20 protein-coding genes are annotated in these 25,767 nt (G+C 58.9%); 1 reads left to right on the top strand and 19 read right to left on the bottom strand.

Annotated features, from left to right (window positions below; genetic code table 11):
• Nucleotides 1-53: 53 nt before the first annotated feature.
• The 3 genes from IVB45_RS38415 to IVB45_RS38405 form a co-directional block, all read right to left on the bottom strand.
• Nucleotides 54-1,406: a PLP-dependent aminotransferase family protein gene (locus IVB45_RS38415; protein WP_247360790.1), complete on the bottom strand. Its 1,353-nt coding sequence runs from the start codon at nucleotides 1,404-1,406 to the stop codon at nucleotides 54-56.
• Nucleotides 1,407-1,632: 226 nt separating this feature from the next.
• Nucleotides 1,633-2,625 (bottom strand): AraD1 family protein, encoded by a 993-nt coding sequence (gene araD1 / locus IVB45_RS38410; protein WP_247360786.1) that lies wholly within the window; start codon nucleotides 2,623-2,625, stop codon nucleotides 1,633-1,635.
• A gap of 10 nt (nucleotides 2,626-2,635) precedes the next feature.
• Entirely contained in the window at nucleotides 2,636-3,787 is a 1,152-nt protein-coding gene (locus IVB45_RS38405; protein WP_247360784.1) for a glycoside hydrolase family 88 protein, read from the bottom strand.
• A 1,092-nt stretch (nucleotides 3,788-4,879) separates the two neighbouring features.
• Between IVB45_RS38405 and IVB45_RS38400 the strand changes: the two genes are divergently transcribed.
• Entirely contained in the window at nucleotides 4,880-5,554 is a 675-nt protein-coding gene (locus IVB45_RS38400) for a hypothetical protein (protein ID WP_247360781.1), read from the top strand.
• Here the strand turns inward: IVB45_RS38400 and IVB45_RS38395 are convergent.
• From IVB45_RS38395 to IVB45_RS38320, 16 genes are all read right to left on the bottom strand, one after another.
• Nucleotides 5,529-7,304 carry a phosphoenolpyruvate hydrolase family protein gene (locus IVB45_RS38395; RefSeq protein ID WP_247360778.1) on the bottom strand — a complete coding sequence of 592 codons (1,776 nt, stop codon included), beginning with the start codon at nucleotides 7,302-7,304 and terminating at the stop codon, nucleotides 5,529-5,531. The two genes, IVB45_RS38400 and IVB45_RS38395, sit on opposite strands and share 26 nt — an antisense overlap.
• A gap of 33 nt (nucleotides 7,305-7,337) precedes the next feature.
• Complete coding sequence (gene ugpC / locus IVB45_RS38390; protein ID WP_018457745.1) at nucleotides 7,338-8,450, bottom strand: sn-glycerol-3-phosphate ABC transporter ATP-binding protein UgpC; 1,113 nt, start codon at nucleotides 8,448-8,450, stop codon at nucleotides 7,338-7,340.
• Complete coding sequence (locus IVB45_RS38385) at nucleotides 8,450-9,277, bottom strand: HAD-IIA family hydrolase (protein ID WP_247360775.1); 828 nt, start codon at nucleotides 9,275-9,277, stop codon at nucleotides 8,450-8,452. The genes ugpC and IVB45_RS38385 overlap by 1 nt, the downstream gene beginning before the upstream one ends.
• Nucleotides 9,270-10,040 (bottom strand): SDR family oxidoreductase, encoded by a 771-nt coding sequence (locus IVB45_RS38380; RefSeq protein WP_026233437.1) that lies wholly within the window; start codon nucleotides 10,038-10,040, stop codon nucleotides 9,270-9,272. Before IVB45_RS38380 ends, IVB45_RS38385 begins: the two co-directional genes overlap by 8 nt.
• Nucleotides 10,037-10,978: a ribokinase gene (locus IVB45_RS38375; RefSeq protein ID WP_018457748.1), complete on the bottom strand. Its 942-nt coding sequence runs from the start codon at nucleotides 10,976-10,978 to the stop codon at nucleotides 10,037-10,039. Before IVB45_RS38375 ends, IVB45_RS38380 begins: the two co-directional genes overlap by 4 nt.
• Nucleotides 10,975-11,805 carry a carbohydrate ABC transporter permease gene (locus IVB45_RS38370; RefSeq protein ID WP_247360773.1) on the bottom strand — a complete coding sequence of 277 codons (831 nt, stop codon included), beginning with the start codon at nucleotides 11,803-11,805 and terminating at the stop codon, nucleotides 10,975-10,977. Before IVB45_RS38370 ends, IVB45_RS38375 begins: the two co-directional genes overlap by 4 nt.
• Before the next feature lie 40 nt (nucleotides 11,806-11,845).
• A complete protein-coding gene (locus IVB45_RS38365) occupies nucleotides 11,846-12,781 on the bottom strand; it encodes a sugar ABC transporter permease (RefSeq protein ID WP_247285568.1) in 936 nt (311 codons plus the stop codon).
• A gap of 82 nt (nucleotides 12,782-12,863) precedes the next feature.
• Nucleotides 12,864-14,249, bottom strand: coding sequence for an extracellular solute-binding protein (locus tag IVB45_RS38360; protein WP_247300021.1), 1,386 nt, complete (start codon nucleotides 14,247-14,249; stop codon nucleotides 12,864-12,866).
• Between the two features lie 766 nt (nucleotides 14,250-15,015).
• Nucleotides 15,016-16,734, bottom strand: a complete 1,719-nt coding sequence (locus IVB45_RS38355; RefSeq protein WP_247360770.1) for an ABC transporter ATP-binding protein — start codon at nucleotides 16,732-16,734, stop codon at nucleotides 15,016-15,018.
• Nucleotide 16,735: 1 nt separating this feature from the next.
• On the bottom strand, nucleotides 16,736-17,608 hold the full coding sequence (locus IVB45_RS38350; protein ID WP_247360766.1) for an ABC transporter permease: 873 nt from the start codon (nucleotides 17,606-17,608) through the stop codon (nucleotides 16,736-16,738).
• Nucleotides 17,605-18,561, bottom strand: a complete 957-nt coding sequence (locus tag IVB45_RS38345) for an ABC transporter permease (protein WP_247360764.1) — start codon at nucleotides 18,559-18,561, stop codon at nucleotides 17,605-17,607. The genes IVB45_RS38350 and IVB45_RS38345 overlap by 4 nt, the downstream gene beginning before the upstream one ends.
• Nucleotides 18,558-20,261: an ABC transporter substrate-binding protein gene (locus IVB45_RS38340; protein WP_247360762.1), complete on the bottom strand. Its 1,704-nt coding sequence runs from the start codon at nucleotides 20,259-20,261 to the stop codon at nucleotides 18,558-18,560. Before IVB45_RS38340 ends, IVB45_RS38345 begins: the two co-directional genes overlap by 4 nt.
• 47 nt (nucleotides 20,262-20,308) lie before the next feature.
• A complete protein-coding gene (locus IVB45_RS38335) occupies nucleotides 20,309-21,643 on the bottom strand; it encodes an NtaA/DmoA family FMN-dependent monooxygenase (protein WP_247360760.1) in 1,335 nt (444 codons plus the stop codon).
• Between the two features lie 1,168 nt (nucleotides 21,644-22,811).
• Complete coding sequence (locus IVB45_RS38330; protein WP_247360758.1) at nucleotides 22,812-23,132, bottom strand: hypothetical protein; 321 nt, start codon at nucleotides 23,130-23,132, stop codon at nucleotides 22,812-22,814.
• Between the two features lie 142 nt (nucleotides 23,133-23,274).
• Nucleotides 23,275-23,667 carry a tautomerase family protein gene (locus tag IVB45_RS38325; RefSeq protein ID WP_247285611.1) on the bottom strand — a complete coding sequence of 131 codons (393 nt, stop codon included), beginning with the start codon at nucleotides 23,665-23,667 and terminating at the stop codon, nucleotides 23,275-23,277.
• Between the two features lie 169 nt (nucleotides 23,668-23,836).
• The gene (locus IVB45_RS38320; RefSeq protein WP_247360755.1) at nucleotides 23,837-25,519 is read right to left on the bottom strand and encodes a methyl-accepting chemotaxis protein; all 1,683 of its coding nucleotides are present in this window, start codon (nucleotides 25,517-25,519) and stop codon (nucleotides 23,837-23,839) included.
• Nucleotides 25,520-25,767: the final 248 nt, after the last annotated feature.

The raw sequence follows: 25,767 nt of genomic DNA, 5'->3' as shown, positions 1-25,767 counted from the left end.
TGCCACTCCCGGAAGACACAGCACAACCAGAATGCGCTTGGCGCATTCTGGTTTCAGATGATGGACATGTCAGCTTCGTTGGTGGGCTCTAACGATCCGGCCAATTGCCGCAAGGCCCACTCGAGATCCTCGATACGATCCGGCACGCCGATCGAGATTCGCAATCCCGAGATCAGCGACGGATCGACAAGCAGAGCGGAAGACGGCGTGGTGATCACTCCGCGTTGCAATGCTCTGGCGGCAACATGCTCGACGGCGCCACTCGGCAAATCCAGCCAGACGTGAAAGCTCGGTGGATGGTTGGCCCTAACATGCGGCCGTAGGATCTGTGAAGCGAGTTTGACGCGGTTCTTCGCTTCTTGTGCCAACGACTGACGCACCTTAGCGGCAAGGCCGTTCTCGATCCACTCGGAGGCGATCATGGAGGAGATGGGAGACGCCATCCAAACGGTCGCCCGCATGGCCTGATGGATACGGGGTATATACTGTTCGGGCACGACGAGCATGCCCAGGCGTAGGCCGGGCGCCAGACATTTCGACAGCGTATTGACGTAGAACGTCCGCTCCGGAGCCAGCGAGGCGAGAGGAATGCTGGCCTGGTCCAAGAAGCCGTAGGCATCGTCCTCGATGATTAGGATGTCGTGCTTGCGTGCAATTCGCACAATGTCCTGGCGGCGAGCCGCTCCCATGATCGCGGCCGTGGAGCTCTGGACCGTGGGCATCGTGAACAGCACTCGCGCAGCGCCCGAAGCTGCCGCTCTATCGAACGCTTCCGGAACGAGGCCTTCGCTATCCATTTGAAGCCCGACCAGCTCAAGCTTGGCGAAATGAGCGTACGATTTCATGCCATGGTAAGTGGCGGCCTCGACGAATACCTTGTCACCCGGCTGACAAATGGCGCTCAGTGTCAACGAGAACCCGTGTTGCGCCCCATTCGTGACGACGAGATTGTCAGGTCCGGTATCGAAGCCGGTATCGCGCAACAGCCTGGCGAACTGGCTGCGATGATCCATCACCCCGGACTGAGAGAGGTAGCCGACATAATCGGAGATGTCACTGGGGAACGTCCACCTGCTATCTGCGAGCGCTTTCGGCAACCGCGAGGGGCCTGGTATGTTCAAGCTCAGGTCGATGACCCGCCCGCGAGACTGGAAGCTCTGGCGCTGTTCTGCAACAAACGTCCCCCGGCCAACGTGGCCAACGAGCAGGCTTCTGCGTTGCCCCTCTGCGTAGGCCTTGATCACGGTGCCGACGCTGAGACCGAGACGCTCCGCCAAGTCACGCTGAGTCGGGAGTTTCGCCCCGACAGCAAGCGACCCGGACGAAACATCCTTCTCAATAGCCTCGAGTAGACGGAGAAAAGCGGGTGCCTTGCCGGGGCGCAGTTCGGGATACCATTTTTGCATTTCAACCGCTTATCTTAGAGGACCTTGACCTTCAACTCCCGAGGCCGAGCTCGCAATCACGAATTTGGGCGAGAAGCCGCTGATTTTCAACAGATTTCCGACGTGTCGAAAGACGGCGGAGCGCTCCGGATAAAGGAGAGGTCAGTGACCGCCGCCTCGCCGCACGGTCACTCGCTCCATGAAGGACCCAAGCGTCACTTAGGTAGACCTGCCTCGATTGTGAAACCTACAGTACCTTGACTGAAAGGAGCTCCGTCTTTTCGTCCGCGATAAGTGGGTTGCGCAATGGTCGGCCAAACGCTTTCGATTCCACCTCGAAGACGTCACCGCTGCGCGGCCTGACCCCGGCGGCGAAGCTCAAAACGCTCGCGCCGAAGAAATGCACGTGAACATCACCCGGCCGACGGAAACCGCGATATTTGAAGTTGTGATGTTCAAGGTTGCGGATGGTATGTGACATGTTGTCTTCGCCGGAAATGAATTTGTCAGACCAGATCGTTGAACCGGCCCGCGATACGCGCACGGTACCCGTTACGTCACTCGGGAGCTCGCCGAGCAAGGCTTCGGGACCGTAAGAGCACTCGCGCAATTTTGAATGGGCGAGATAGAGATAGTTCTGCTGCTCCATCACGTGATCCGAGTACTCGTTGCCGAGGCTGAAGCCCACACGCAGGACCTCCCCTTGGTCGCCGATGACGTAGAGGCCCACGACCTCTGCTTCATCGCCGCCATCTTCGGCCCACGCCGGCAAACTAAGCGGATGCTCGGGAGGCACCGCCCACGAACCATCCCCCTTGTATGCCCACTCGGGCTGCACCCCGATGCTTCCATGATTCGGCTTGCCACCTTCAAGACCGAGTTTGAACATGCGCATCGAGTCGGAGAGATCATCTGCTGCTAATTTTGCGTGCATGGCATCTCGAGATTCGGCGCTTCCGAGATGCGTTAGGCCCGTCACGGAAATGGTGCAGCGGGACGGCTCCGCATGATCGAGCGGCAGAAGCAACCTCTTCTCGGCAACAATTTCGTCATAATCGACTTCTCCCACACCCCCCCGTGCCGAAATAAGTTGTTCCAAGGACGCATCCGAGCGCGCGGCTTCCAGCGCAAGCTCGCGGACGCTCGTCGCATCTTTAACGACCACCGGCCGGGCACCATCATTGAGAATGGCGCCCACCTGCCGACGGCCTTCCGGCGTCACAAATTGAACTAGTCGCATCTCGCGTTCCTTACACCTCAGTGGGCTGCAGGCGACCGCTGAGCATCAGCAGCGCCTCAAACAAATAATAGCTACCGAAGATAAGCTCGGCGTTTTTGACGTAGTCCTCGGGCCGAGAATCTTCCCGCTTGTTGAAGCAGCCCTCGACCAGCATGCCGACGGGTCTGTTGTCATCGTCTCCCAACGGGGTGAGATAGCCATCGACGAGAGCGGCGGCCGTCTTTTCCGCAGCATCTTTGTATTTTTGACGCTTGCCTTCACAGGGCGCGACCGTACTCAGCTTGAACAGAGTAGATGCCATGAAGGCGCTCGCGGCTGTGTCTCGTTCAGTATTCGGGGCCGCAGGATCGTTGAAGTCCCAGTAAGAAATGCCATCGGCTGGCACGTGATCAATCCACCAATCCGCACCCTTGACTGCGGCAGCAAGGAAGCGCTCGTCGATGCCTCCCGAGAGGCAACTGATGGTCGCACCCAGCACGCCCCATGCCTGCGCCCTCGCCCAAACGCTGCTTTCGCTGTATCCCTTATGCGTATAGCGTTGAAGCACTTCGCCACTCTGCACGTCTAGGGAAGAGGATTGAACGAAGGCACCATCTTCTCGTTGATGGATTGAGAGAACCCGGGCTGTATGTTTGGCGGCGACGTCCAGCATTTGGCTGTCGTTCGACTCCCTTGCAGCCCAAAAGAGCAGCAGAGATACGACCAAGCTATCGATGCTGCTTGCGGTCGCTCCAACATGTGATCCTTCTTCGGCATTCGCTCCGAGCGGCACCAAACCCAGCTTGGGGTCGAATCGATGTTTGATATCTCTTGCCGCCGCGAGACCCAACTCTCGCGCTGACTTGCTTCCTCCGAGCAGCGCCCCCAGGCCGGCACCGTAGTAGAACGTCGCAGCCTTGAAGGCTGTGTCGGCATTTACGCGGGATACGAGACGCTTACAGACTTCGTCAGCCAAATGCTTGTAGCGCTCGCTTTCCTCGTCTCGCGACGCAAGCCACAACATTCCGAGCCAGTAGCCGCCGGTCCAATCACCATGAGCTGTCGTTTTCCAGATTCCGGTATTTGGATCAGCCCAATGCGGGAAACCATCGCCCACCTGCTGCGCTGTCGAACGAATGCGATCTTTGATGCGCTCGATCGCTTCATCCCAGTTCCTAGTCATCTCACGTCCTTGTTGCCAATTATCGGGGCGCCCTCTGTGGCCACTCCATACACATGGCAAGGGTTGCACGATTATTGAGATATATCAATTGCGGATTGGTTCAGCTCTCTTGGTTGACATCGGGGCATTGCCCTCTTATGGTCGCCCGACTAGCCCGCACTTGCTTGCCAAATTGCTCGTCGGGTCACGATTGATGCGACGGTCTCGATCACTGTCCTAAACGGCGCTCACATGGCCACTCGCGACCGGCTATCGGTCCGAGCCGCAACGGGCATCGGCCTCGAATACTGCGAACGTTCCCCCTGCAGGAGCCGCGCGAATTCGTCCTCACAAGGCTAACGCAACGCCCAACAAGTTTCGGCTACGATCTGGCCGGAGGCTTCGCGGTCGGAATGTACGAAGATCGGGCGGCGCCACCCGGCAAGAGCTCTACAATTGGTACAACCCTCTGTCGTGCCTAACAGGAGGCCGGACATGCCGAAGATCACCCTTCCGAGACTGACGCGCGTGGAGGCTGAGCAGATATCAACGAGCATTGGAACGAAGACCTGCAGGTGCGTCGAGCCTGCGAGCGCCTCGGCCGACATGAGAGACCAGCTTCAGTAGATCGTTCGAGACGAACATTCCGCAGGTCATAGCCAAGATGAACAAGTTCTATCTTGAGCACCAAGAAAGTCTGCGTGCTTCTCCATCGCCGTCCTAGTTGTGTCCGGGATCGAGGACTTCGACTAGGAGGAGATCGCCGCGCCGTACAGACTTATCGGGTGTCGCACGCAGAATGCCGACCTGCTTTTACCTGCAATCTGATTAGTATGTCCGCGGAAGGACCGGATGGAGCCGCACTCCTGCGAGTGCTTCGAAGATGGTCCCCCGCAGTTCAAAAAAGCACGCCTGCTCGGAAAGCTTCTGACGGAATGGGTGGCATCGCATGCCCTCACTGGCCCGGAACCTGAAAAAGAGGCCGCTGCTGGACTTCTCCAACAGCGGCTTAAGTCGAGGGAGGAAGCAGACAAGCCCGGTCTGCCAGCGGATCCGGCGTGCGCTCACATGTAGACCGGGTTCAAATCACGTGTAAGATCGGCGAATGATACGATGAGTAAAATCGGGTATAATGCGTTGAAAGTGACAGGCGTCGGGAAACTTGCCAGTCTTCTGCCCGTCGGCCGTAAAGGTGCGTCGTTGGAAATCTACGCACCATCTTTGCGCAGCCTTCCGAAGGGCTCCATACTCGTGATGGCTACCTTGCCCATTATCGATTGGAATGACTGTCTGCTGCGCGGCTTGCAAAACGTTTCCGAGATAAAGCGCGCCCACACGTACGCGGCCATCATGATGATCGATCCGTTCGCGTGTTGGGAGGACGTTGCCGAAGCGTTGAAAAAAGCTGGGGTCAGCGGAGTAGTAAATTTCCCACCAGCGTCCATGATTGAGCGATCTGCGGCTGGCGAACCGGTCGATTCCGGCCAGGAGCTCGAACTTCGGCGCATGGAATGGTTTGCTAGCCTGGGGTTTAAGATCTTGTTCGCCGCTGCCGATGATGCTGCGATGATATCGGCAGAGAGACGACTTGGTCCGCATCTCCATGGCATTGTCTACTTACCGGAAACGGCTCTCACGCTGAGGATTTGCGACGAGATGGAATTGGCCAGGCTTGACCAACAGGGGTCGTCGATCCCGAAGTTCGCGCTCTTGGACGTGACAGCTTCAAGGCGGCCGGTGGGCAAAAACAAGAGGGCAACTGCTACTCCAAGATCCTCAGCCCCTTGATCTTGTTGTACAGAGTTTTTCTTGAAAGCCCCAGATACCGGGCAGTCTTCCCTCGATGCAGCTTGTTTCGTTTCAAGCCCTCGATGATCCACTCGCGTTCGGAGAACGCGCTTGTCGGCTTCAGAGGTGATGACGCCGTCAAGAGTGGCCTCAGGACATCAGCCGTAATGTGCGTTTGTTGCAACGTCACCAGCTGATTCACGATCTGGCGTAATTCTCTCAAATTGCCCGGCCAGTTGTGGCCTGCGAGCGCCAAGAACGCAGAATTTTCTATACCGAGCGTTTGGGCATTCGAATCTCCTTTAGCCTCCACCGTGAAATGCTGAACAAGTTGCGGAAGGTCCTCGAGACGATCGGGCAGCGGGGGTAACCCAATATCCAGCCCGGCAAATAGCGCAACAAGCCGAGGGCATAGTACAGCGTTAAGAGCCCCCCCGCGAGCAACGGTTGCAGTTGCAATGATCCGTGCAGAGGAACGTGCCAGTGCTACGCTATTCAGCGGCGTGAAACTGCCGGTTTCCAGATAGTCGGCAAGACGCTCTTGCCCGTCCCGCGACAATTGATCGACATGCATGAGCAGGATCGTAGAATCCGTTGCGGTTTCCAGGAGCGACACTTGGCGTCGCCTGGTCTCAGTCTGCCCGGCGCCGAACAGGACGCCGACCGTATCGATGGCTGGGCCGGGCCGACATTGAAACAGCGCAGGCTTGGTCAGTTTCTTGTCGCTGAAGGCGTGGACCAGACTGGCTATTCGTCGCTTTCCTGACCCCGCCTCGCCCCACACCAGCACAGGACTGGGATGGCCTGCCAAGCGCCTTGCGGTCTCGAGCACGCGCTTCATGATTGAGGATTGCGCGATCACACCGTGCCTGAATCCGCTCAGTTGGAGCTGACGCTCGAGAAGATCGACCTTCTCCCGCAACAAGTGAATGGTCTTGAAGCCTGAAGTCACCTCAAGGACCGACATTTCCAACGGGACGCGGTCGAGCGACGAGCCGCCGATGAAGCCCTGAACACCTGTTTCGCGGCAGATATCGAGGAGTTCGTCAGGCTTCGTAATTGGCCCGCCCCCCATCAGGCAGATCGTGTTCCTGTCGATGGATTGAGCGACGCGAGCAACAGCGCTTGTGCGCGCGGCAAGCTCCGACAGGCTGATCGTGGGGTCGCATCCGCTTTCGATCGGCCGGTTGAGATTGAAATTGATGCAGATGGCCTCGACGCCGGCTTCGACCATGCGCCTTGCCTCGGGCTGGGTGCGCGTATAGCCGATTGCCATCAGGCCGTGTTGTGCAGCTTTGACCAGGAGTTCGATTTCCCGCTCGTAGCCAAGGCCGGACTTTTCCAGCAGAGATCTTCTGTAGTCATCGATGTGGATCACGGAAGGAAAGTTGGTGACCCCGGAAAAGCCCCACCTGATAATGCGCTCGAGAAAGCGGTCGATGTCGAGCTTTGGATCGAAGGTACAGGCCCCGAAAAAGACTGGCAATTTCGTTGAAGGCAGGATCTCGGTCCGACCGAAGCCAGCCACGAATTCGTTGCTGTTGCGGATCGGAAGAATTGAGGCAGGTGAAGAGCCACCCATTGCGCGAAACCGGCCAGCATTGAGCGCAAGCACGAAATCCGCGCCCGCCCGCTCGGCAGCTCTGGCGGCCATGCCTGATCCGATCCCCGCCCCGAGTACAAAAGAACGAGAGTTCCGGAAGAACCGCCTGATCCCGCCGCCCTTGACCTGGTCCACCCGCGTGTGCATGCCGTCCCGCCTCCTGCAGGGCAGGTCGGAAGGCTAGCTCCAATTTGCCGGCGCATGCAACCGTCGCAGCGCATTTCCGTTCATCATGAAGAGGTGGCAGTCCGCCGGCGAAGCCGCAAGACGGACCTTGCCCGACCTACTGGGCGCCGCCGCGTTCGGTGCCTTGGCAACCATCGATTCTCTGCCAGCATTGCCGTAGATGTAGGTGACGCTGCCAAGATGCTCGACGAAATCGACGTCGATCTCGATCCCAATATCGGTCTTCTCCGCCGCGGATGGAGAGAAATCATCGGGGCGAATTCCGACCGTGATCGGCTTGCCGACAAGCGACTGGTTCGGCTGGACGGGAACGAGGATTGTCGCGCCTGCATCGAGCTTGACGCCCATGCCCGTCGCGTGCGCTGATTCGATGTGGCCGCTGAGAAAATTCATCTTAGGCGATCCGATGAACCCGGCGACAAAGCGAGATGCCGGATTGTGATAGAGGTCGTGCGGACTGCCCACTTGCTCGATATTGCCGTCCTTGAGTACGACGATCTTGTCGGCCATTGTCATTGCCTCAACCTGATCGTGGGTCACGTAGATCATGGTGTTGCCAAGCTGCTTGTGTAACTTGGCAATCTGCACCCGCATCTGCACCCGCAACTCAGTATCGAGATTCGACAGCGGCTCGTCGAACAGGAACACTTTGGGTTCGCGTACAATGGCACGCCCAATAGCTACGCGTTGCCTTTGTCCGCCTGAAAGTTGCCGGGGCTTACGTTCCAGCAGATGATCGATCTGCAAGAGTGATGCAGTCTCGGTGACTCTGGCCTCAATCCCGGCCTTCGGAACTTTGGCCATACGCAGGGGGAAGGCAAGGTTCTCGCGCACGGTCATGTGCGGATAGAGTGCGTAGCTCTGAAACACCATGCCGATGTTTCGGTCGGCGGCATCAACGTCATTGACGACTTCATTGTCGATCAAGAGCCGCCCGCCGCTGATACGCTCGAGCCCTCCGATCATTCGGAGCAGTGTCGACTTGCCTGAACCCGATGGTCCAACGAACACGACGAATTCGCCATGTTCAATGATCAGGTCGACATTCCGCAGGATTTGGATCGTCCCATAGGCCTTATTGATACCTTCCAGGCGGACATCGGCCATCACGCTCTCCTCGGTCGCTGGCTTCCAATGGTGGCTCGGGCTATCGCAACCTCAGACAGGCTGGAGACGATGAAATCGGGCGATACCAGTGAGGGATCATCTCGGGGCGGCACGCCGGTCGTGACCAGCACGGTCGGAAGCCCTGCTCTCTTGCCAGCCTGAATATCAGTCTGAATCTGGTCTCCGATCATCAAGGTGGCGCTGCGTACCGTGCCCAGGCGGGAAAGTGCAGTCTCGATCATATGCGGCTCCGGCTTACCAACAATCAAAGGCTCCACTTTCGTGGCGGCAGCCACGGCGGCGATCGTAGCTCCTGCCCCGGGCTCGAACCCACCTGCCGTCGGCAACAGGAGGTCGGGGTTGGTGCCAATAAAGGCTGCTCCATTTAGGATCGCGTCGACCGCAATCCGCAGCTTCTCATGCGTAATTTGTCGATCGAGCCCCATGACCACGGCGTCGGGCTTTCGATCCGTCACCTCGAGCCCCGCGTCTGTCATGGCTTTCGTAAGGGATGGCGCGCCGATGACGAATATACGCCCAAATTCCGGGTATGTAGCGCGGATGAGCTCGGCGGCGGTGATGGCGCTGGTGACCACGTCGTTCGGCGCAATAACAAGCCCAAGGCCTGCCAGTTTGCTGACGACATCCGCTGGCGTGTGCGTCGAGTTGTTCGTCACGAAGCAGATGGGCAATCCGGCCGCCTGCCACCGTCCAAATGCCTCCACGGAATCGACGATAGCCGCGTTGCCGCGGTAGACGACGCCGTCGAGATCCGAAATGATACCGTCCACTGGCGGCCAAATGGGGGGAGAAGCGACACTAGCCATTCATCAGCATCCCGCCATTCACGTGTACGATCTGCCCGGTCATGTAGGAAGCTGCAGGACTTGCAAGAAAAACAGCAAGACCTGCGATATCCTCCGGCACGCCGACCCGTCCGAGCGGGATACGGCCCCCGTGACGTGCCTCGGTTTCCTCGCGCGGGCGCCCATGCATCGGTGTATCGATGATCCCGGGCGCAATGGCATTCACATTGATCTTGTGTGGGGCACATTCATAGGCGAGCAGCTTGGTGAGGTCGTGAACAATTGCTTTCGACAAACAATAGTCGGCGCCGCCCGCCTGGTAGTTAAAGACTGCACCTTGGGACGATAGCGAGGATCCGATATTGACGATCCGGCCCCCTTTGTCCTTCATGAAGCGCTCGATCGCGAGCTTTGAGCAGCGCAGGACCGCGACCGAGTTGATCTGGATGGTCCGCTCGATTTTGTCCGCATCGCCATTCAGGAGCGGTTGGGCAGATTTGACGCCCGCATTGTTAACCAGCACATCGAGCCGGCCAAAGTGCTTGGCGACCGCGTCCAGAACCCTGTTAACATCGTCCTCACTTGCGACATCCATCGCCATCGGTAGTACGCCGTTGCCATGGGGCAGGCTTGCCAGAGTGCTCCTGAGAGTTTCCAGGTTGGCATCGGTGGCAAGGACATTCGCTCCACCAGATCGAAACGCATTCACGATGGCAGACCCGATGCCGCCCCCGGCACCGGTCACGAGCACCGTTCTGTTTGAAACTGAGAACTGTTCGGTCATTCCAACTCCAGGATCGTTTGGGATTTCAGAAACTCGTCAACGGTCTCGGCGCTCGGCATGGAGCTTTGCGCGCCGCGTCTAGTCACACAGAGCGCGGCTACCGCCAGCGCTTTCCTAACTGCTTCTCTCAAGGGCAGCCGTTCGGCCAGTGATGCGGCGAATGCTCCGTTGAAGGCATCGCCTGCGGCGGTAGTATCGACCGCTCTCACGGGAAAGGCTCGCAGGGCAAAAGAGCGGGTCTTATCAGCATAATAGGCGCCCTGTGCCCCGAGGGTGATCAGCGCGGCACCTGGCCCGAGATCAAGAAGCTTGGACGCAGCGTGGGCGGCACCTTCAAAGTCGTCGACCTCGATACCTGTCAGCTCAAAAGCCTCTGTCTGGTTCGGTGTGACGAAATCGACACAGCTCCACGCTGTCGACGGAAGCCCGGACCTCACTGGCGCCGGATTGAAGATCAGCTCGAAGCCCTTGTCCCGCTTCAGCTCGAAGAGCCTGTTGAGCGCTCCGACCGGCATACCCATTTCGGCGACCACGATCGCATTGTGCTGAATGAATTCCGCGGCGTTCTCAATCATCTGCGGCGTGACGTTTAGGTTGGCGCCGGGATCTATGACAATCATGTTAGTGCCGTCGTCACCGACCATGACCAGAGCGGAGCCGGAGACTTCGCCCGGCGCGATTTTGATCGCGTCGGCGCAAACGCCGGCCTCTGTCAGGGACTGCAGGAGCCAATGACCCGCATCATCATCGCCAAGGCGCGTGTAAAAGTGCGGTCTCAAGCCAAGCCGAGCCGCGGCCACAGCCTGATTGGCGCCTTTCCCTCCAGGGTGACGGGTCAGCGTTCCCATCAGGCTTTCACCTGGCGTTGGCAGCCGCTCGACATTGAAGCAGAGATCGAGGTTTGTCGTTCCGAAGAACATCAACGGCCTGGCACTCATTTTACAGCACCAAAGGTAAGGCCACGCTCCAGGTGGCGCTGGCCGATGACGATCAGGATCACGGGAATGATCATCGTCACGACCAATCCTGCCGCCATGACGGGATAGAATTGCACGCCCGGGTTTAGCAGCTTGAGCAGAGCGACGGTTACCGGCGCCTTGGTCGAAGAGAGGATCAGGCCGAGCGCAAAATTGTGCCACGCGAGCAGGAAGATGAGCAGAGAGGCCCCTATCAGACCGGGCTTCAAAAGCGGCAGCACGATGTGCAACACGACCCTGACCGGCTTGGCGCCATCCATGGCAGCCGCCTCTTCGATGTCCTTTGGGATATCTTCGATATAGGAGCGGCTCAGCCAAACGATCATCGGCAGTGTGACGACCTGGTAGACCCAGATCATGCCGATATAGGTGTCATACAGGCCAATCGTCTGGAAAACGCTGAACAGGGGGATGACGACCAGTAGGACCGGGGCAAAGCGGAAGCCCAGAATGAAGAAGGCAATGTCTTCTTTGAGGGGAATGTCCCGCCTTGCCAGCACGTAGCCGGCAGGGACCCCCACGAGCAGGGACACGAAGACAGAGCCAAGCGCTATGACGACGCTGTTCGTGATCGGGGTCAGGAAATCGATCTTGATAGTGCCGTAGCTGGTTGCTCCGGCTTGGGCGACGTCAAACAAGACGCGAAAGTTTTCCAATGTCGGCGAGAACAAGAAGGTCGGCGGCCAGGTCATGACCTCTGCCTGCTGCTTGAGCGACATCATCACGATCCAGACAAGCGGGAAGGCGAGGATCAATGCGCAAATGCCGACGAGCAGGTTCAGGATCAAATTGACGGAGGCGGCGCGTTTCAGTCGCATACGTTGGCCCTCAGCTGACGCGCTGCCGCACGACGCGCCACAGCTTGACCATGGCGAACGTTCCCACCAGCACGATCATCCAGTTGACGACCATGAGGGCTGCACCACGCCCGAAGGCGAGATTCTGGAATGCGATAATGTAGGCGCGCACGGAAAGAACGGAGGTGCTATCTCCAGGCCCGCCTTGCGTAGTGCCAAAAATGATGTCGAACTGATTGAGCGATTCGATCAGCCGAAACACCGCGGCGATCAGAATGTAGGGAGCGATCAGCGGCAACTCGATATGCACAAAGGTTGCCCACCCTTTTGCGCCATTGACACGCGCGGCCTCCCTGACTTCTTCATTGATACCCTGAAGGCCTGCGAAAATGATCAGCGCAAAGAATGGCGTGTAGGTCCAGACGTCAATCAGGACGAGCGAAAACATTGCGGTGTTGGGATCTGAAATCCATGCAAAGCGGGCGATTCCTGCAAGCGAGAGCAGATAGTTAAGGATTCCGCTTTGCGGGTCCATCATCGTCGTCCACATGAGCGCTACGCTCATCGGAGGCAGCACGAGGGGCAAGAGGATGACCGGCCGCATCAGCCGTGCAACGATGACTTCGGTCGCGAACAATTTTGCAAGTGCAAGACCGAAGGCAGCCTCCGCAACCACCGCCGATCCGGCGTAGACAAGAGTGGCCCGAATGCTGTTCCAGAAATCATCCGACTTGATCAGCGCTGCATAGTTGTTGAGGCCGACGAAGTGGACCAGCGGCCGACCGAACTTGAGATCCGTTAGCGACTGAAAGACGCCATAGAAGAACAGAAAAAGAAAGCCGAGCAATATCGTGATCGCTGGCGCTATGGCTGCGATGCTCCACCAGTCAAGATGCGACTGCTCGGCGCGCGCGACCGCCTTATCGTTTGACGCAACAAGTGGGCTGGCTGAAGACTGCAGCGTCACGAGCCCGTCGGATCCTCGAAGGTCCATCTCGGTCTATCTCTAAAATGCATGGGGCGGCGATGAGCTCGCCGCCCCGTTTGTTTCACATTGACGAACGGATTTCCGAGGCAAGGGCGGCCAGCGTCGCCTTCACGTCGGCTCCGTTGACCATTTTCTGCATGGCTACGGCCCATGCGTTCATTGCTTCGGCAAAGCCGACGCGGGCTGTGAAGGCGAGTTGCGCCCGTTCCTGCACGGTTTTAAACGTGTCTACGAAATTGTTGAACTCTGGCTTTGCCGCATAATCGAGCCAGGCCTTGTCGCTCCAGGTCGAGGCGCGCGGAGAGTTGACGAGCTTGCCGGCGATGGCGCCGTTCAGCTCGACTTGCTTCGATGTCGCCCATTGGATGAACAGCCAGGCGGCTCCTTTTTTCTGGGACGCAGCGTTCATCGCAAGCGACCAGATCCAGATATTCGACTCGAAGTTCTTGCTAGTCGGAGCGTGCAATGGGGGTGCGAACGCGATTTTGCCGGACGCGGGCTTGCCAGCCACGTCGTTCCAAAACCCGAACATGTTGGAATCAATCGCCATCGCGGTGCGCCCTGAATTGATGCCATCAACGACCTGGTACCAGTTGTCATTGGCAAAGGACGGCGCCGCGCATTTCTTGATCATGTCCACATAGTCTTTGTGGAAGGCGATCGACTCGGGCGAATCCAGCCCTGTCTCCAACTTGCCGTCCTGGACGACGAAATCATGCACGCCATAGGACCTGGCAATCGAGATGGCAGCTGTGTGGATGCTGCTCCAAAAGCGCACGCCGCGCACGCCCAAAGGGGTGATGGCGGGATCCGCAGCCTTCAGCTTATCGCAGGCGGCGGACATCTCCGGCGGAGTCGTTGGGACCCCGATGCCGTATTTGGCAAGTATGTCCTTACGGTAGAACAGCTGGATGTTCTCAAAGCCATGCGGGATCGCCCACACCTGCCCGCTTCCCGGCTCGATTTGGCCTTCCTTGACTTTCCAGGTCAGCGCATCCCGCAATGCAGGGAAGAAATCCTTGTAGTCGTAGCCCGCGGCCGTGAGCTTAGCGTCGTTCAGATACTGATCGAGCGGCTCGAGCAACTGGCCCGGTGCGAGATCCCAGGCCGGTTGAATGCCCGTGCCCACCACGTCCCAGCTGCGGGATTTTGTACTGAGCTGGATGGTCAGCTTATTCCAATAGGCATCGTCGGGATAGAGTTCGGGCGTCACCTTGATGCCGGTGAGTTTCTCGAATTCCGGCAACTGGGCCGCGACCGCGTCGGCATACGGATGAATGTCGTAGGCCCAGACGATCGACGTGCCTTCGAACTGGCGCCAGTTGATGTCGTCCGCCTTAGCTTGAGAAAACGCCATGGCCGTTCCGGCCAAAAGCGTCGAGCAGATGAGAGCTTTTTTTGCAAAACTAGCCGTATGGCCGCGCAAAGCGGCGAGCGTCCTTGGCATGATTCCCTCCGATGGGCTCTTTGGCCCGCAAACCACGCGCCCCCTCCTCTTCAAGCGGCCGCGGCGTTGCCGAGGCTAATCTTCGCGCATCCAACGAAAGCGGCCTTTGAGGCTCGGATTGGGTAAGGTTGGGTAAGTCAAAAAGTCGGGCGATTGGGAAAGTATCAATTGGAAGAAGCGGAGTTTGGAATGGGCCCCGGTTGACGCCACAGCCTGGCGAGCGCTGTGATGGCTGCGTTTATACCCCAGTTCGAGACGAACAGCACTAAGGCGCACAGGGCGAGCATCGCGATCGGTGCTCCGTTGCCGTATACGATATACGGCTTCTGGAGCGCGATCCAAGCGGCGATATGATGGGCGTTAGTGCAGCCAAGTGGTATGGGCGCAGCAATATTCGCGTTGAAGCGGTCGCCGCCCTGCACGGCAATCGTGTCAGGAGAAGGCGTTCAAATGAGTCTGCACCTACTCCATCCCGTCACAGGTGGAGAAGTCGTGAGATGCCCGGACAGATCGTCGTGCATGGCAATCAGCAAGCAACATAGACTCTAGAGAAGCTTGTGCGGCTTGGACCGCCCGCATACTCGCCTTCAATGAGCCGGCTCAACCATATCGGGAGGGTTCTCGTCTATTGGTTGAGACGGATCCTCCGATCTGTTTGCGGGCAAGAGGTATCAGCAGCCCCGATGGGATTGGCGGGACATCGGTCTCGGTGGGCAGTCTATTGGTCCCCAATCCACGCTAAACCTAACCGAAAGTACTGGCGCATTCATGCGACCTCTCCGCTGACGAGGCTCGAGGAGCGATCGGTTGCGACTGGTCGGACGAGGCGAGGTACCGCAGCAATCAGACGCTTGGTATAGTCGGCCCGTGGATTGAGGAAAACCTCATCCGTATCGCCACTCTCGACGACGCGTCCATGGCGCATGACCATGACCCGGTCGCTGAGATGGCGAATCACGCCGAGATCGTGCGAGATGAAGAGATAGCTCATACCGAGCTGCGCCTTGAGATCCCCGAGCAGATCGAGCACCTGCGCCTGGATCGAGACATCCAGAGCGGAAACCGGTTCATCGCAGACGATCACGGCTGGCTTTGGCGCGATCGCACGCGCGATCGCGACGCGTTGGCGCTGGCCGCCCGAGAGCTCCAGTGGCCGGCGATCCAGGAATGCTGGCGATAGGCCCACCGACTCGAGCAGCTCAATAATGCGCAGGCGACGCTCCGACCCGGTGTTCAAATCAAGGAGGCTGTCAGATATGATGCGGCCGACGGTCCAGCGTGGATCAAAGGAGCTGAGCGGATCTTGATAGATCACGGAGATCGAGCGGCGTCGCGCCCTACGCTTGCGTTCGGCGATTTCGCTCCACGCCTCTCCCTGGAACAGGACGGCTCCCTCGTCGGGAGTATCCAGAGCCATCGCCAGGCGGGCTGTGGTGGATTTACCTGATCCTGATTCCCCCACAAGGCCCAGCGTTTCGCCTGACCGAAGCTCGAAGGACACACCGTCAACCACCGTCCGCGGGACGCCATCGGGGCCGTTGAATCGCTTCACAAGATTGGTCGCACTGAGGATGATTGCAGTGGATTCAGGCGAGGGTTGTTGTTGCAGCGGGCTCAGAGACTTGGGTAGCCGTGCAATCGCCGTGGACGACAAACGGGAGCCGCGGGGACGTCCCGAGGGTACCGCGTTCAGGAGCTGCGAGGTGTAATCGTGTTGCGGGTTGCCGAAGATCTGCGCAGCTGGTCCACGCTCGACGACCTCGCCTTCGCGCATGACCAGAACATCATCCGCCATGCGCGAGACCACCGCCAGGTCATGGCTGATCAGGATCAGAGCCTTGCCCCGTGCCTTGGTTTCCTCCAGCAGCGCCAGCACCTGCGCCTGCACGGTCACGTCGAGCGCGGTGGTTGGTTCATCGGCGATCAAGAGGTCTGGATCGAGTGCGAGCGCCGACGCAAAGAGGGCTCGCTGGCGTTGGCCACCGGACAATTGATGCGGCAGCTGCCGGGCTTTGATCTCAGGCTCAGGAACCCCAACGAGTTCGAGCAGCTCAACCACGCGGCGTTTGAGCTCCTCACGGGAGTGGACAGCACGATGGAGAAGGAGGCCCTCGCCGATTTCTCTGCCGACCTGACGGAGTGGATCGAGCGAGAGAAGGGCGTCCTGCAGCACGAAGCCGATCTTCTTGCCCCGGATGAGCCGCCATGAACGTTCATTGAGGTCAGTCAGGTCTGTCCCTGTGAAGTTCATCTCGTGCGCATGAACATGTGCGCCATGGCCCGCAAGCCCGACGAGAGCGCGCGCGGTTACGCTCTTGCCCGAGCCGGATTCGCCGACGATCGCGAGGCAACGCCCCGGTCGAAGCGAGAACGACACGCCACGCACGGCCGTGCCGTTTGGATTGTCGCGTCCGAATGACACGCGCAGCGAATCTACGTTGAGAAGACTTGGCTGAGGAGGCTGGGGAGGAAGAACATGCAACATGTCAGCCCTTTCCTTCGAGGCGGTTCTGCAGATAACGTCCGATCACCGTCACGCTGAGAGCAAAGATCACCACTGCCAGACCCGGCATGATCTCGAGCCACCACGCATAGATCACGTAGTTGCGGCCAGCATTCAGGAGCGCCCCCCATTCAGAGGCTGGAGGGGGAACACCGAGTCCCAGAAACGCAACGCCCGATGCCCAGATGATGGCCTGGCCGACGCCAAGCGTGATCATCGCGGTCAACGGGTTCATGGCATTCGGGAGGATGTGCCTTCGCACGATACGCCAATAAGGGTGTCCAAGCGCCTTGGCTGCCTCCACATATCCTGCGCCTTTAACAGACAGGACCTGCCCCCTGATCATCCGGGCATAACCCGGGGCCGTTCCGATCCCGACCGCGATGACCAACGTCAGCACAGTCGTGCCGAAAACGGCCACGAACAGAAGCGCAAGGAAAAGCACCGGTAGCGCGAAAAGTGCGTCGAGCAAACGGCTGAGAACATGATCGATGACTCCGCCGCAAAGACCGGCGGCGAACCCCAGAACGAGTGCAATTGACGCGCTCAACGCGGTCGCGCCAAGGCCGATGGTCAGGGACTGCCCTGCCCCTTCAACAATGCGGGAGTATAAATCGCGACCGGACTGATCAGTCCCCAGCCAGTGGCTGGGCGACGGGGCCTGTAGTGAGGACGTCAGGTCAATCGCCAGCGGATCATGGGTCTGTACCAGCCAGGGCGCGGCCGCCGCTGTTAAGAAGAACGTAACGATGGTTATGGCCAAGCAAACCCGCAAAGGAATTGCCTGCGCCGTTGAAAGTGCTTCCTTCCAATAGCGAGATTTGAGGACGTCTGGTAGCGCGGCAGAGCAGGTCATGCCAATTTGATCCTTGGGTCAACGATACTGTAGGCGAAATCGACGGTCACGCTGACAATGACAAACAGGCCAGCGGAGACCAGAATGACGCCGGAGACGACGGGAACGTCGCGCGTGGATGTAGCGGCGACCAGGACGCCGCCAAGTCCCTGTCGGGCAAAGACGGCCTCAATTAAAACGGCACCGGACAGAAGCTTACCGAACGCCCAGCCTGACAAGGTGATTGCTGGCAAAGCTGCATGGCGCAGGACATGACGAAACCGCACGCCGAGATCGCCCATGCCTCGCGTTCGGGCCGAAGTTACAAAGGGCAACTCGAGCAAACGCGTGAACTCACTCGTAACGACTTGCCCGAAGAGCCCAGACAGTTCCAACGCCAGCGCCAGGGTTGGAAGAATGAGGCCGATCGCCGAATTGCCTCCCACCACAGGAAAGATGCGAAGCTGTACGGCAAAGACGACGAGCAGGATGGTAGCTAGCCAGTAAGGCGGCACGGTCGCCAACAGAACCTGCATCCCGCTCAGCAGCTTCGCCCAGAAATTATCTCTCCCGGCTGCAAAAACTGTGGTCAGAATAGTGATCACCCACGCGGTTACGAGCGCGGCGACCGCAAGGAGGACGGTTGGCCCAATCTGTTCGGCAATGATGGCTGCCACTGGCCGATGCTGGTGGTAGGATTGGCCAAGGTCCCCCTGCAAAATCCCGGAGATGTATTTCGCGTATTGCAAGAAAATCGGCTGGTCGAAGCCATATTTTGCGTTGATTGCCGCAAGCTCTTGTCGAGCGGCCGCCCCTACATTGCCGCTGACGACGTTGAGGATGATTTGGGCGCGCTCACCTGGCAGCAGACATTGGACAAGGAAGGTGAATGTTGCCGCAGCCCATACGGTCGCTGCGGCGGACAGGATGCGATGTGCGAACCACACGGCCTGTCTGCGGGCTGCGACTTTCACGGGGCGGATTTCTTGTCGAAATAGCTATCATAGAAGACCGGCTCGCCGACGGAGCCGCGGTCGAGCCAAATGTCCTTTAGATGTGCTTGCACAGCTAGAGTGACGTCAAGGACTGCGAACCCCACGACAGGAGCGTCAGCGACGATCTTGCGCTCTGCTTCCTGATAGAGCGCGGTTCGCTCAGCATTGTCGAAGTGTTTTTCGGCCTTCTGAATAATGTCCCACAGTGCCCGGTCCTGGTAGCGTGAGGGATTGAAGCGATTGAGCTCACCATTAAGGTCAGGCTTCCAGGAGATGCGGAAGATTTCAGCGCCGGGAGCAACCCAGTAGAGAAGGACGACCTCGTAATCGTTCGGACCGAGATTTTTCCCGGCGAAGAAATCGGCCTGGTTCGTTGGCTGAAGCCGCACGTCGAAGCCGGCAGCCTTTGCCTGCTGTTGGATCACCTGCACGGCCTGCTCACCGTCGGGCTTCAAGAACGAACTCGAATAGGAGATGCGTACGACGAGCGGCTTGCCATGCTTGAGGCGAACGCCCCTGCTGTCACGCTCGGTCCAACCTGCCTGATCCAGGAGCTGATTGGCTTTGCCGACGTCATACCTGTATGACGGGGCAAGCTCGCTGATATATTCGGGCGAGCTTTGGCTTAGCGCGCCATTGCCTTCAAACGGCAAGGAGCCCAGGAACGAGGACTCGACCGCGGCTTTTCGGTCGGCGGCATAGGCAAACGCCTGGCGAACGAGCAGATCGTCAAAAGGCGAGCGAGCCGTATACAACGCCAAGCGCAGGGGCGTGCCACCCGTAATGTGCCGCAAGACAGTGAAGCGCGAGTTGGCATCTTTCCAAGCGACGGCTGGAACGTCGTAAGCTGCATCAGATTCCCCGGTTAGCAGAGAGCCATACCGAACGGTCTGATCGGGGAAGAACTTCCACTGGATCCCGTCAACGTAAGCCGGTCCCTGGTGCTTGGCTGTTGCCGGCGCGGAGTTGTAGTCGGGATTGCGGCGGAATATAACCTCTTTTCCCCGATTCCACTTCTCGACGATGAATGGACCCGATCCGACCGGGCTCTCGCAGTTCACCGCAAGTCCACGCTTGAGCGCCGTTGGCGACAGAATGCCCTGGGACGACTGGGCCAGAACATTGAGCAACGGCTGGAACGGCGCCTTTAGCGTTAGTCGAAGTGTCGCGGGCGCGATTGCCGCTGCCGATTCAAAGTTGTCGCTGAGATAAGGAGCGGCCGTCGGATTGCGGAGGTCCGGATTGGTGCTGAGCCAGCCATTGATGTTGTCGGCAACTGCCTGTGCATCGAGCGGTGTCCCGTCGGTGAATTTCACGTTCGGCTTGATCTCAAACGTGTACACTTTCTTGTCGTCGGAGATGGTCCATGATGTGGCCAGCCATGGCACAATCTCCCCGTCCTTGGTCCGGGCGACTAGATTGTCGCTATATTGCCGCTGTAGATACCATTGCTGGACCCATCCTCCGAACAAGCAAGGCGGCTCCTGAAAGTGGCCATATCGAATAATGCCACCGCGCCTCGTACTATCGCTCGAACCGTCCTGAGCAAAAGTGCTGGGCGCATAGGCGATCTGCGACAGCGTGGAGAGCGCGATTGCAATGGCTGCTGCCTTTTGCTTTCTGTAAGCGTGTGGCTGGCGCGCGAGAAACGCAGATGATTGTGTGTCGGACAGAGACATATCGAACTCCAAGCTATTGATAGTGAAACCGCGAGGCAGACGGGCGATCAGGCCGTCGCCCGCTCTTGCGACGGAACGCCCCCTGGGAGCGAAAGGCCGAAACGGTCACGCAAGGTTTCTTCCCGATACTCGGTGCGAAACAGTCCGCGGCGCTGCAGTATTGGAACGACATGATCGATGAAGGCGGGCGCACCATCCTCCAACACATCTGGGATGATGTTGAAGCCATCAACTGCGCCGGCGCGGTACCATGCCTCGATCGAATCGGCGATCTGTTCCGGTGCGCCCGCGATCACGCGATGGCCGAAACCCTGAACGCTGCTTATGATCTCCCTAACTGTCCGGCCTTGGCGTGCCAAGCTTTCGATGGTGCGGTGATGACCGACCGAAAATGGGACATCATTCGGATCGGGCAGCAGTTCCTCGGGAATGGGTTTGTCAAGGCTGAGCTTTTCGGGCGCCACATTGATGCCTCGCGCCAAAGCGACGAGCGCGCTGGGCAGATCGAGTAATTCGTCGATCGCTCTCTTGCGGCGATACGCCTCCTCTTCCGTGCCGCCAACGAAGGTGACCAGGCCCGGCAGTATGATCGGCGCCGTCCGCCGGCCGAGTTGATGCGACAGCGCACGCAGGCGTCCGGCCTCGCGCAGCGCTGTCTCCAGGTCGCCCGCAGCAGCGAACACCAGATCGGCGCTGCGCGCAGCGAGCCGCAATCCGTCGTCCGAGCCTCCCGCTTGAACGATGATCGGGTGCACTTGTGGCGAACCGGGGTGCGTGAGCGGACCGCGGACGCTAAAGATATTGGTGTTGGGGTCGAGCAGTCGAAACTGGGGATTGGCGTAGATTCCAGAGGTCTGATCCCCGACGATTGTTCCATCTCCCCAGCTCAGCCATAGCCCTCGGACGGTTTCGACGAAGTCTTCGGCGCGCTTGTAGCGCTCCTCGCGACCGAGCTCGCGCCCACCGAAATTGCCGACCGTCGCGGGGCTGGAGGTGGTGACTGCATTCCAGGCGACGCGGCCGCCGCTAATGACATCAAGTGATTGGAAACGACGCGCCAGGTTGTACGGCTCATTGTACGTCGTCGATGCGGTTGCAATCAGTCCGATGTGTTTCGTCTCACGTGCGATTACCGTGAGAACAAGCGTAGGTTCAAGCCCGTTGAGCGGCGGTCGGCGGGTAATATCCCAAGATATTGCCGGGGTATCTGCAAGAAACACCGCGTCGAGCAAGCCGCGCTCGGCCACCTTCGCTGCCCGAAAATAATGCTCGATGTCAAAGAAAGCGCTCGGATTGGTGCTCGGCCAACGCCATGCTGCGGCGTGTCCGCCTGCGCCGTGAAGATTAAGCCCAAGATGAAGCGTTCGGATTGCAGAAGACATGAATTCTCCAGGCGCGGGATGGCATGCGCAGTTCAAGGGGTGTGTTGGCTCGGCTACGCTATCTGGCTGCTTCTTGCGCTCCCGCGCAGAGAACGTGCGGCATCTGAGGACGCGGCGAGGGCGCCGGTCGAGATTAGCGGATCAGGTGAAGCAACTCGCGCGCTCAAAGAGCCCGAACACTCGCCCAAGCGCGAGCCAGCTGGACCTCTGACGAATTCGATCGAGCGACGGTTGGCCGGGGGACATCGCGTATTGTACCTGCCCGAACCTCTGCTGGTGAGCCTTACAATGCGTGCAACTCGCGCGATGACCAAAGCTGCTGTCATGACAACTCCACGGCCGACACCGGCGGCCTTCGATCGCGAGAGAATCAAGCGACGGGACATCAAACGCAATAGTTGCGTATTTCAATCTGCTACCGCGCGCTGGCATACTCTTCTACGACAGCCTTGTTGTCTTCGAGCTTGCAGGATTTGTGCGCGTGCAGCCTGCTTGTCGCAGTTTCGGAGCACGATCCCAAAGTCACGCCGAGGCGAGTGATTGCAAATCTGGTATGTCTCTTGGAGCACCGTCGTTCGGGGCGCGCGCACGGTGTTGGCGAGGGATCCTCGCGTGTCCCTCGATAGGGTAGAAGAATTCTCGGGCCGATCGGCAAGGGACATAGCCCCGCGGCTTGCCGGGCCCCCTTGTTGCGCGGGCAGCGCTCTCCGCCCGAGCATCGCCAGCATGAGCTTTAGTGGCCTCGCGTGCCTCTGTGGGGTGACTGTCAAAGCGTGTCACTCGAAACGTGATCGACTTGGGCGCGCGAGATCAAGCGTCTAGAGCAATCGTCTTGCCTCCTGACCAAGCCTGCGCTCGCATGTCTCTCGAAACCGGCGCGATCAACAGGGAGCTGAGATAGGGCGCTCCGCCAACCCAGCAGCGACGCCGCTGCGCGCTGCTCGATAGCTCGTTCGTCGCGGCGCTTTGCTCGTCAATCGCCGCGGGCTGCCGACGTCACATAGTTGCCCACGTTGCTCACGACCTTCTTGATCGAGGCAGGATGCTGACGACTTCGCCGGAGATGCCGTCGGCTCAGCCACCCGGGTTGCGCTGCGCTTCTGGGACACCGACCTGACTGGTCCACCGCTGCTGTTCATTCGTAAGCAGCTCTTGACGTGTAATGGAATTAAAGCCCGCTTGAAGCGAACCTGTCGCGTGCATCCTGAATAGAATGCGACAGATCCCGCGACAGCTCAATGATCGGTCCAGCTGCGGACGCACCATCAAGGTCGCGCATAATGGCCCCGATGCAGCAATCGGCTGCTTCCAGCACCGCTAATGAGACCGACATTTCTGCGGGGGTGCGAACCCGAGCAAAATCGAATTGCGCCAGAGCGGCACCTAGTTCGCGAAGGTGTTCAGCGGCGGAATTGTACGCTGCCAACCTGGGTTTGGGAAAGCAAGGAGAAATCTTGTTGGCCTTCTGGGGGAGGAAATCCGCAGCCAAGCGGCAATTCCGGCCCCGAATCGCTTATGTCAGTCGAACGGGACAACGCGTTTCCGTTCATGGGCGAGGCAGGCGTCTCGGCTCGGTGCGGGCCGGCGGGGTCGGTTCCCTGCATCAACACTGCGGGAAACTTGCTCCAGGCCTAGTGTAACTCGCCGGTAACGAACTGGGCTCGTCCCATGCCGAATGACCAATCTTCGTCCGCATTGATCACGAAGCTTATCATGAGGTCAGTTGGCGCTACTCCACAGGACGACGACAGCCTCTCGGCCAGGACGCGATAAAACTCCAATTTGGACGCCTTGTCGCGCGGTCGGCTCGTCAACTGCAACATGACCAATTTATCGGTCCGATTGATATCAAGACCTGTGTCAAGCGCGACGATGCTGGACTTGGGGTGCTGATGCACCACCTGATAGCGGTCGCGGGGCGGCACGTGGAGCGTTTCGACCAGAACTTCGTGAGTGACATCCAAAAGCCGTTGGATCTCCGCATCACTTCGTCCCTCGATCAAATCGAACCGTAAAAATGGCATGGCGATGCTCCTCACTGCCGGCTCAACTAACAAAGCTGCGGCGGGCAACCAAGGTGGACCGAGCAATAAAAAGCTGCAATACTCGGTGTATGTTTTCTCTGGCGAAATCGACATCATCATTCAAGATGACGGTCATCTATCTTTAAGATGGACGACGGAGCACTCCAACTCACGCGGCCCGAACACTTGCCAGGAAGCGATCGACATCCGCTTTCAGCAAAGTGGACTGGTGGTTCAGCCCACCTGCAGCCGCAAGCACACCAGCCGCAGCCACCCCGGTTTGGGCAGACGCCTCGCTCACCCCGACGATGTTGCGCGTTACGTCTTCGGTGCCTTGCGCGACCCTCTGGATGCTGCGTGCGATTTCGCGCGTCGCGACACCCTGTTGCTCCACGGCGGATGCAATCGCAATTGCGATCTCGTTGATCGAGGATATCGTGCCGCTCACGCCCTCGATTGCTTGGACAGCCTCGCTCATGGCGCCCTGCATGCCGTTGACTTGGGTCGAGATCTCCTCCGTTGCACGTGCGGTCTGCCCTGCGAGCGACTTCACCTCGCTTGCCACGACGGCAAACCCCCTTCCCGCCTCGCCGGCACGGGCGGCCTCGATGGTTGCATTTAGCGCCAGCAGGTTCGTCTGGCTTGCGATCGCAGTTATTAACTGAACCACGTCTCCGATCTTTGATGTCGCGGCTACAAGACCTTGAATTGTGATATTAGTCCGTTGCGCCTCTTCAACGGCGCCTCCGGCGACCTTGGTCGAACGCGCCACCTGATTGCCTATCTCGGCGATCGAGGCCGAGAGCTGCTCAGTGGCCGACGCGACCGACTGCACGCTTGAGCTGGCCTCTTCTGCAGCAGTCGCAACCACTCCGGACTGGCGGCTGGCAGATCTCGCCGTCTCCGACATGCCTTGGGACGTCGTCCTCATAGCGGAAGCCGAGTGAGAGAGGGCATCGAGTGACGTGCTTACACCTTGTGCGAACTCGTCGGCCAGCTTGCCCAGGAGGCCCCGTTTTTCCGTCTCGGCCATCAATTTCATCTCGTCCTGTTCCTGGCGAAGGCGAGCGGTCTCTATCATGGCGTCCTGAAACACTTTGACGGTCGTCGCCATCTCTCCCACTTCATCCGCACGCGAGAGCGCAGGAATCGCCGATCTTGTATCGCCACTGGCGAGCTTTCGCATCGCCCGCGTGAGACTGGCGATCGGCCGCGTGATACTGCGGCTGAGAAGAATTGACGTGGCCACGACAAGCGCAAGGGCTATAAGGATGAGAAGGCCAATGCGCTTTGCTTCTGCCATGAATATCGCGTCTACGTCGTCCAGATAGATGCCGCCCGCGACTGCCCAGTCATAGGGCTTGAACCCCACGACATAGGCGATCTTGGGAAGTGGGTCGCCGACGCCGGCACGGGGAAAGCTAAAGGCGACAAAGCCGGATCCGCCGGACTTCACAAGATCGACTTGCAGCCGGGAGAAAAAGACACCGTTGGCATCCGAGGTGTCCTTCATGCTCTTGTTCTGAAACTTGGGATTGGGATGCGCGACCAGTACGGAATCCATGTCGAGGGCATAGAAATAGTCGTCCTTGCCGAAACGCAATGATTGAAGCAGTTGCTTGCTCCGTTCCAAGGCCTGCGCATCGGAGAGCCCTGCCGCTCGGGATCCCTGGTAGTCCAATTCAAGCACCTGCTTCGCCAGGAGGACGAGCTGCTGAAGCTTGTCTTTTCGGTCCTCGAGCAGGCTGCTCTTGAGGGCCGACAAGCCGACCCCGGCCACGGATGCAACACCTAGAACAGAGAGAACCACCATCAACATCAGCCTGGAAGAAATCTTGAACTTGGCAAGCATGAAAAATCCTCAACACGCTGAGTCCGACCATCACTCCGCCTCATCTATCGCACATTGATAAAAATTGCCTTTAGCCCACAGGGCCACCTTGATATCAGCGCCAGTCGAACAAGGGCGCAGGGATGCGAGTTTATGCAAGCCTCGTTGCGATGACTCCGGTTCGCGGCGAACCATTACCAGTTGAGATGACGGTCATCTCTTCTCTAGATGACGATGCGCGCCGCATCGTTCCCCAATGCGTCTTTCAC

This window comes from Bradyrhizobium sp. 4, from assembly GCF_023100905.1.
GTDB lineage: Bacteria > Pseudomonadota > Alphaproteobacteria > Rhizobiales > Xanthobacteraceae > Bradyrhizobium.
The sequence above is the reverse complement of the archived record's forward strand: the minus strand, read 5'-3'. Positions and strand labels throughout refer to the sequence as shown.

What these genes read in the sequence shown, in the direction of transcription:
- IVB45_RS38335 (WP_247360760.1), bottom strand. Translation starts at nt 21,643, where the DNA reads ATGTCTTCTGCAATCCGAACGCTTCATCTTGGGCTTAATCTTCACGGC.
- IVB45_RS38350 (WP_247360766.1), bottom strand. Translation starts at nt 17,608, where the DNA reads ATGACCTGCTCTGCCGCGCTACCAGACGTCCTCAAATCTCGCTATTGG.
- IVB45_RS38355 (WP_247360770.1), bottom strand. Translation starts at nt 16,734, where the DNA reads ATGTTGCATGTTCTTCCTCCCCAGCCTCCTCAGCCAAGTCTTCTCAAC.
- IVB45_RS38405 (WP_247360784.1), bottom strand. Translation starts at nt 3,787, where the DNA reads ATGACTAGGAACTGGGATGAAGCGATCGAGCGCATCAAAGATCGCATT.
- IVB45_RS38400 (WP_247360781.1), top strand. Translation starts at nt 4,880, where the DNA reads ATGAGTAAAATCGGGTATAATGCGTTGAAAGTGACAGGCGTCGGGAAA.
- IVB45_RS38320 (WP_247360755.1), bottom strand. Translation starts at nt 25,519, where the DNA reads ATGCTTGCCAAGTTCAAGATTTCTTCCAGGCTGATGTTGATGGTGGTT.
- IVB45_RS38325 (WP_247285611.1), bottom strand. Translation starts at nt 23,667, where the DNA reads ATGCCATTTTTACGGTTCGATTTGATCGAGGGACGAAGTGATGCGGAG.
- IVB45_RS38395 (WP_247360778.1), bottom strand. Translation starts at nt 7,304, where the DNA reads ATGCACACGCGGGTGGACCAGGTCAAGGGCGGCGGGATCAGGCGGTTC.
- IVB45_RS38360 (WP_247300021.1), bottom strand. Translation starts at nt 14,249, where the DNA reads ATGCCAAGGACGCTCGCCGCTTTGCGCGGCCATACGGCTAGTTTTGCA.
- IVB45_RS38340 (WP_247360762.1), bottom strand. Translation starts at nt 20,261, where the DNA reads ATGTCTCTGTCCGACACACAATCATCTGCGTTTCTCGCGCGCCAGCCA.
- IVB45_RS38380 (WP_026233437.1), bottom strand. Translation starts at nt 10,040, where the DNA reads ATGACCGAACAGTTCTCAGTTTCAAACAGAACGGTGCTCGTGACCGGT.
- IVB45_RS38415 (WP_247360790.1), bottom strand. Translation starts at nt 1,406, where the DNA reads ATGCAAAAATGGTATCCCGAACTGCGCCCCGGCAAGGCACCCGCTTTT.
- IVB45_RS38375 (WP_018457748.1), bottom strand. Translation starts at nt 10,978, where the DNA reads ATGAGTGCCAGGCCGTTGATGTTCTTCGGAACGACAAACCTCGATCTC.
- IVB45_RS38385 (WP_247360775.1), bottom strand. Translation starts at nt 9,277, where the DNA reads ATGGCTAGTGTCGCTTCTCCCCCCATTTGGCCGCCAGTGGACGGTATC.
- araD1 (WP_247360786.1), bottom strand. Translation starts at nt 2,625, where the DNA reads ATGCGACTAGTTCAATTTGTGACGCCGGAAGGCCGTCGGCAGGTGGGC.
- ugpC (WP_018457745.1), bottom strand. Translation starts at nt 8,450, where the DNA reads ATGGCCGATGTCCGCCTGGAAGGTATCAATAAGGCCTATGGGACGATC.